This window comes from Acidimicrobiales bacterium, assembly GCA_036491125.1.
Taxonomy (GTDB): domain Bacteria; phylum Actinomycetota; class Acidimicrobiia; order Acidimicrobiales; family AC-9; genus AC-9.
Window position 1 is genome coordinate 1 of the sequence record DASXCO010000110.1, and the last position, 6311, is coordinate 6311.

At 69.3% G+C, this 6311-nt stretch carries 4 protein-coding genes; 1 reads left to right on the forward strand and 3 read right to left on the reverse strand.

Annotation, left to right across the window (positions count from 1 at the left end; genetic code table 11):
• The coding region (locus VGF64_09520) for a hypothetical protein (protein ID HEY1634984.1) at positions 1-180 on the forward strand (180 nt) is incomplete at its 5' end.
• On the opposite strand, the gene VGF64_09525 is transcribed toward VGF64_09520, so the two are convergent.
• The 3 genes from VGF64_09525 to VGF64_09535 form a co-directional block, all read right to left on the reverse strand.
• Positions 177-1178 carry a hypothetical protein gene (locus VGF64_09525; protein ID HEY1634985.1) on the reverse strand — a complete coding sequence of 334 codons (1002 nt, stop codon included), beginning with the start codon at positions 1176-1178 and terminating at the stop codon, positions 177-179. The genes VGF64_09520 and VGF64_09525 overlap by 4 nt on opposite strands.
• A 4-nt stretch (positions 1179-1182) precedes the next feature.
• Positions 1183-4404 carry an MFS transporter gene (locus VGF64_09530; protein HEY1634986.1) on the reverse strand — a complete coding sequence of 1074 codons (3222 nt, stop codon included), beginning with the start codon at positions 4402-4404 and terminating at the stop codon, positions 1183-1185.
• A partial coding sequence (locus tag VGF64_09535) for an ABC transporter permease (GenBank protein HEY1634987.1) occupies positions 4401-6311 on the reverse strand: 1911 nt, incomplete at its 5' end. The genes VGF64_09530 and VGF64_09535, both read right to left, overlap by 4 nt.

A 6311-nucleotide genomic window follows, 5' to 3' on the forward strand; every position in this document is an offset into this window, starting at 1 on the left:
CTCGAGCTCACCGGTCTCGGCCCCGCCCAGTCCGCCATCCGCTCCGACGGGGCCGAGATCCGCGTGGACCTCGGCGGCGGCCGGTGGATGCGGGTACGTGGCACGGGTTCGGCGTCGACCCTCTCCCGGTACGCGAGCAACATGCACCTGCTGCCGAGCGCCGCGGGTAGTGGGTCCTAGGACGACGGCCCCTGCTGCGTCGGTGATCCAGACGGCTGACCCGACGGGGCCCGCAGCGGCACTGACAGTGGCAGGACGCGTCCACCGAGGGGGCCATAGCCGAGGGCCCACCCGATGAGGGCGATCAGGACGGCAGTGAGTCCCAAACCGGTCGCCAGCTCGGTGTGCCAACCCTGGCGCACGGTCGCGGCCACGGGTCGGCCGAGCGCAGAGCGCTCCGACCCGGACGGCGCGCCCCCGCCGGAGGCGGCCGCGCCCGGCGGCGTGGGGCCTGCGAGTGCGGCGCCGGCGGCGGTGTCGATCGGCGGAAGCGGCGACACGTCTGGTAGGAGTGCCGAAGGTGCCGCACCATTCGAGATGCCGCTCGAGGTGTCGGGCGCTCCAGCGGAGGCACCCGGGCTCGCCGACGCGACACCGGGTGCTGCTCCGACGTCACCGCTGGTCATCTGGAGGGTGCTGTCATCCGGCTTCTGGAATGCGACCTGGTCGGCGGGACCTCCGGCCAGGATCACCACGGACACGGTGCCGTTGGCCAGGAAGGGGTCGACGTTGAGCGTGACCGTCGTCCGGCCGGGGTCAACCGACCCGATCGCCTCGGCCTTCTTGCAGTCGAAGGCCGGACGTGCCGTCCAGGAACCGCCCTCCGCGGCCTTGTAGTCCATCGAGGCGGGCGACATCGAGCAGGCGAGCGGCGCCTGGGTGAGCGTCGGCGTGCCGCTGATCTTGAGTGTCATCGGTCCGAGCTGGTCGCCCGGGGGGACGGTGAAGGTCAACGCCGCGATGGCCGTCGGCCCGCCAAAGCCATTCTCGACGTACAGGCCGTCAGCGGGCACCTGGGGCGGAGGCGGCGGCGCAACAGGAAGCCCCGCGTTCGCTTCGTACCACCAGCCGTACTTGGAAGGACCGCTTGCGCCCGCCGGTCCGGGCAGCATCATCACCGTCGCCGCCCCGGCGCCGAGCGCCAGCGAGGTCCCGAGCAGCAATCTTCTCAGCCGCATGTCGTCACCTCGCATCATCGGCGTCACGTGCCCACCCGCCATCCAGCGCAGATGTCCAGCCCTCGCCGTCGTCCGTGGTGCTCCCGTCGCGGGCGACGCCGCGACGCCGGCGAACCGCGGCCATCGCCTCGCGCACCTCGGTGGCCAGAGCGGAGTCACCGGTGGCGCCCCCCGACGGGCGCAGGGCGCCCGTCGCCGCCCCGGTCGCCGCCGTCGCCGCGCGTCGCGACCTGTCCCCATCGCCGGTGCCGACTCGGGTAGGCGCGCCCACATGAATCTTGTCGGCCGCGGTGCCGAGGTACGACGTGACGACGTGCGGGTCGCTCAGGACGTCGGCCGGTCGCCCGTAGGCGACGACCCGACCGAGGTCGAGCCCGACCATGTGATCGGCGAGGCCGCTGATGAGCGGGACGTCGTGCTCGATGATGAGGATGCTGCAGCCGAGCTGGGACCGGATTCGCCTGATGAGCGGTCCGAGCGCCTCGGTCTCCCGTTGCGCGATCCCAGACGAGGGCTCGTCGAGCAGGAGCACTTTGGGGCGGTGGGCGAGCATGCACGCCAGCTCGACGATCCTTCGGGAACCTGTCGACAGCTCGGCGACGAACTTGTTGCGGAAAGCCGCCAGGCCCATGAGGTCTACGAGCTCGTCGACCCGCTCGTGGATCATCCGTTCCGACCCGGCGACGCGCGGAACGCCAAGCAGGGCGGGCAGCGCCGCCTCAGTCTCACCCTCGAGGTGGAGAGCGACGGCGAGACACTCGGCGACGGTGAGCTCGGGCCACAGGCGGGCGTCTTGAAACGAGCGGCCCAACCCGAGATGGGCCCGCTCATGGGCAGCCGACACGGACACATCCGTGCCGTTGAGTACGACGTGGCCGGCGTCAGCCGTCGAGAACCCTGATATGAGGTCGAAGAGGCTCGTCTTGCCGGCCCCGTTGGGCCCGATGAAGCCCAGGATCTCGCCCTCATGCAGCTCGAAGCTGACCCCGTCGACGGCCGTGACACCGCCGTATCTCTTGGTGAGGGATCTCGTCTCCAGCACCACCGGCTCGCTCTGGAGGCGGGCGGCCGCCCGCTCGGCTGTACGAGCGGCCTTCCTCGCCGATTGGCTGCCTTCGGCCGTGGCGGGACCGGAGGCGGCCAGCTCCTCGCCGGCCGTCGCCCCCTGCAGGAACACGGCGCGCAGGATGTCGGGTCGCTCCAGGAGCTCGGTCGTCGGCCCCGAGAAACGGACCTCTCCCTTTTCCATGAAGATGGCCCGCTCGGCGAGCTCGAGGGCGGTGTTGACCGACTGCTCGACGAGGATGATCGTCGTTCCCCGCTCGTGGATCCGCCGGAGGATCTCCACCAGGCGTGAGATGATCGTCGGCGCCAGGCCCAGCGAGAGCTCGTCGACGAGAAGCAGCTCGGGCTCGGCGATGAAGGCCTGGGCCAGGCTCAGCATCTGCTGCTCACCGCCGGACAGGTCGCCCGCGCTGGTGTTCCAGCGTTCCTCCAGGAAGGGAAAGTGCCCCAGCACCTTCCTCGTCGCTCGATCAAGATAAGCCTTGTCCTTGCGGAACAGCCAGCCCGCAACCTTCAGGTTCTCGGCCACGCTGAGCGCGGGGAACACGCTCCGTCCCCCGGGCACCTGCATGATGCCGAGGCGGGCACAGGCCGTGGGGTCGGCGTGAGTGATGTCGCCGCCCTTGAACTGGATGATCCCGGCCACCGGGTCGAGCAGCCCGGTGACGGCCTTCAGGAACGTTGACTTGCCCGCGCCGTTGGTCCCCAACACGGCGACCATCTCGCCCCGCTGGACCTCGAAGTCGACCCCGAAGAGGACCTGCACTCCGCCGTACGAGGCGTCGACCCCCTGACAGTAGAGGAGGGCGTCGGACTCGCGGGCGGCCTCGACCCGCAAGGCCCGCTCGATGTCCTGGTCCACGAACCGTCCCGCCGAGACGTTGATGGCGCCGCCGACGAAGACCAGGCCGCCCAGGACGAGCATGGACACCCGCTGGCCGTGGACGTTGCTGATCGCACCGATGATGACCGACACCACGATGGCACCGGTCGAGTAGAAGAACAGCGACCAGGCGTAGGCCTGCGAACGCAGCCCCGGCGGTGCCACCCTCGAGACCATGGTCGTGTAGGAGGGGAGGAAGCCGAAGGCGCCGAGGCTGAGGAGGGTGGCGGCGGCGACGGCGACGCCGAGTCCGGGTACCGCCCCCAAGACGATCATCCCGGTCGCGAACTCGATGATCATGACCCCGGTGATGACAGCCGTGCGCCGACTCTCGCCTCGGCTGACGGCGCGCTGGGTGAGGACGCCGCCGAGGACGATCCCCAGCAGGCCGCCCACACCGAACAGCGCGCTGATCAGACCTCGGGATGCGTCGCCCAGGTGGTAGACGTCCTTGAAGAAGGTGTTGAGGAGGGTGAGGAATGGGATAGTCCCCCCGCCGAACAGGAACGACGCCAACCACGTCCGCTTGAGGGTCGGGATCGCCCGCACCCTCCGAAAGCCCTCGCGCAGGCTGCCCACTCGCGCCGAGGCCGCCGACACACCCTGCGAGACGCCTCGGCTCGGCTCGCGCAGCAACAGGCGGGCCAGCCCGGCGAAGAGGAATGTCGGCAGGGCCAGGATCACGAAGGCCGCCCGCCACCCCATGACGGCGGCGATCAGGCCGGCGAGGGGGCCGCCAAGGAGCGCGAGCCCCTGTGCGCCGACGCGGAAGGCGCCGAAGACGGTCCCGAGGGACCTCGGCGGGTGGTAGTCGGACAACAGCCCGGGGTAGAGGGTCTCGACGCCGAGCAGCCCCACGCCTCCGATCGCCCGCGCGATCACGAGGATGAGTAGCGCCGGGGCCAGGCCCGTGAAGATGGCCGTGATCCCCCACAGCACGGCGAGGGCGACGCTCAGCCGCACTCTGCTCACGCGGTCGCCGAGGTAGCCGATCACGAAGGCGAAGAGAACCGGCACCGCCAACGTCAACGACGCGATCACGGTGATGGTCCCGTTCGAGACGTGGAACGTGCGCCGGATGTCCGGCGAGAGCACTCCGAAGGCGACGAGGTCGAACTGCTGCACGGCGGCGAGCGAGACGAGGACGACGAGGGGTACGACCCCGGTGGGACCGAGATCGGCGAGGAAGTGGCCGAGCCGCCCTGTCCCGGCGAACCGTGACCCGTTCGGGGGATCCTCGGTCGACGGCCTCAGCTCGGCGCTGTCGGTCGTCCTCACCGGCCGGCTCCCTCGAGCATCTCGCTCTCGGGGGTCCCGCTCTCGAGGGTGCTGTGCTCGGGAGCCGTTGGCTGGCTGCCCACCTGCTCCTCCTCGGCCCTGGCGTCGGCGAGAAGCGAGGGCACGAGCATTCCTCGACGTGCCGCGATCCAGCGCAGCGCCCAGTCGCGACCTCGGAACACCAGCTCGCCGAGACCACCGGGCAGGAACATGAGCAGGAACACGATTCCCAAACCCGTGGCGAAGAAGTCCCAGCCCGGCGGCAGCAGGTACTGGGCTCCGTAGACGTACACGGCACCGAGCACCGCCCCTGGGACCGAGCCGAGACCCCCGATGACCACCATGGTGAAGAACTGCAGACCCTCGGCCGCGTTGAAGGAGCCGAAGTTGTAGGCCTGCTGGTGGATCACGAAGAGGCCGCCGGCGAGGCCGGCGATGGTCCCCGACACACCGAAGGCGACCAGGTTGACGCGTGTGGTGTCGATGGCGAAGGACTGGGCCGCCAGCCTGTTCTCCTTGCCGGCGACCATGGCCCGTCCGGCGTGGCTGTTGCGCAGCCCGCGCACTGCCGCCAAGACAACGATCAGGGCGACCAGGCAGAGGAAGTACATCTGCCGATCGCTGAATATCGAGATCTTGCCGAACAGCGCCGGCCGGTTGATCGAGTCGGTTGGATCAAACCACGGAAAGTACCGGGGGACGAGGAAGTAGTTGGCTGCCGTCACGGCAAAGGCGAGCGTGACCACGGCAAGGAACGGTCCGCTTATGCGCAGTGCAGGGATACCGATGGCGACGGCGATCGTCCCGGCGACGAGTGCTCCGATGCCGAGTGCGACGAACAGATCGAGACCGTGCCGGGTTATGAGGATCCCCGTCGTCGCCCCACCGAAGCCCATGAACGCCACTTGGCCGAGCGAGATATGGCCGGCCCACCCCGTGAGGACGACCAGGGAGGCGGCGACGATCCCGTAGATGAGCACGAGCGACGCCAGCTGGGTGCGGGCTGGGGGGATGAAGAACGGCAACAGGAGGGCGAAGGCGAGGAGGGCCAAGGGGACCAGCCGGCGGCCCACGGCCACCTCGGGCAGCTCGACCATCTCGGGCGGGATGGGGCGCACCTGGCGGATGTTCTGCCACGTGGTGATGCCAGACTCGGCCGCCCGGGAGAGCCGGTCCCGCTTGAACACCAAGGCGGCGAGGATGATAGCCAGCAGGGCGGCGTCCACGAAGGTCGAGTTCTGGAAAGTCCACGCCCCGAGCTGCTCGGCGATACCGAGTCCGATCGCGGCTGCTACTGCTACCGGCAGGCTGGTCATGCTGGCGAGGACGGCGGCCGTCAGCGTCTGGAGGAGCAGGTCGAGCCCGCCGCTCGAGACGCTGCTGAACGACCCGAAGCCGAGGATGGGAACCCGCAACAGCACGGCCAGGGCGGACAGCACACCGGTGATCGTCCAGACGATCGTCGACAGCCGCTGCACGGGAACGCCGAGCAGCTTCGCCCGGTCTCCATTGTCGGCCGCCGCCCTGATGGCGATGCCGTAATTGGTGTAACGCAGGAACCACACGAGCAGGCCGAGCACGATCGGCACGAGGACGATCGCCAACAGGTAGTTGCCGTTGAACACGACGGGTGAGATCGTGAACTTGGTCGTGAACGGGGTGGTGAAGGTGCCCTGGTTGCTTCCGTTCGACCATGCGGTGGGGATGACGATGCTGAGGCCGTTGAGGATCTGGGCCAGCCCGATCGTCACCACGGCCACGATGAGGCGTGGTGCCTTCCCGAAGCGCCGCAGGATCGTCATCTCGATCACGGCAGCGAGCACAGCGGAGGCCACGAGGCCGGTGAGGATCGACAAGAAGTAGTTGACGTGCATCTGGATGTGGAGCTCGATGGCGAGCACCGCTGC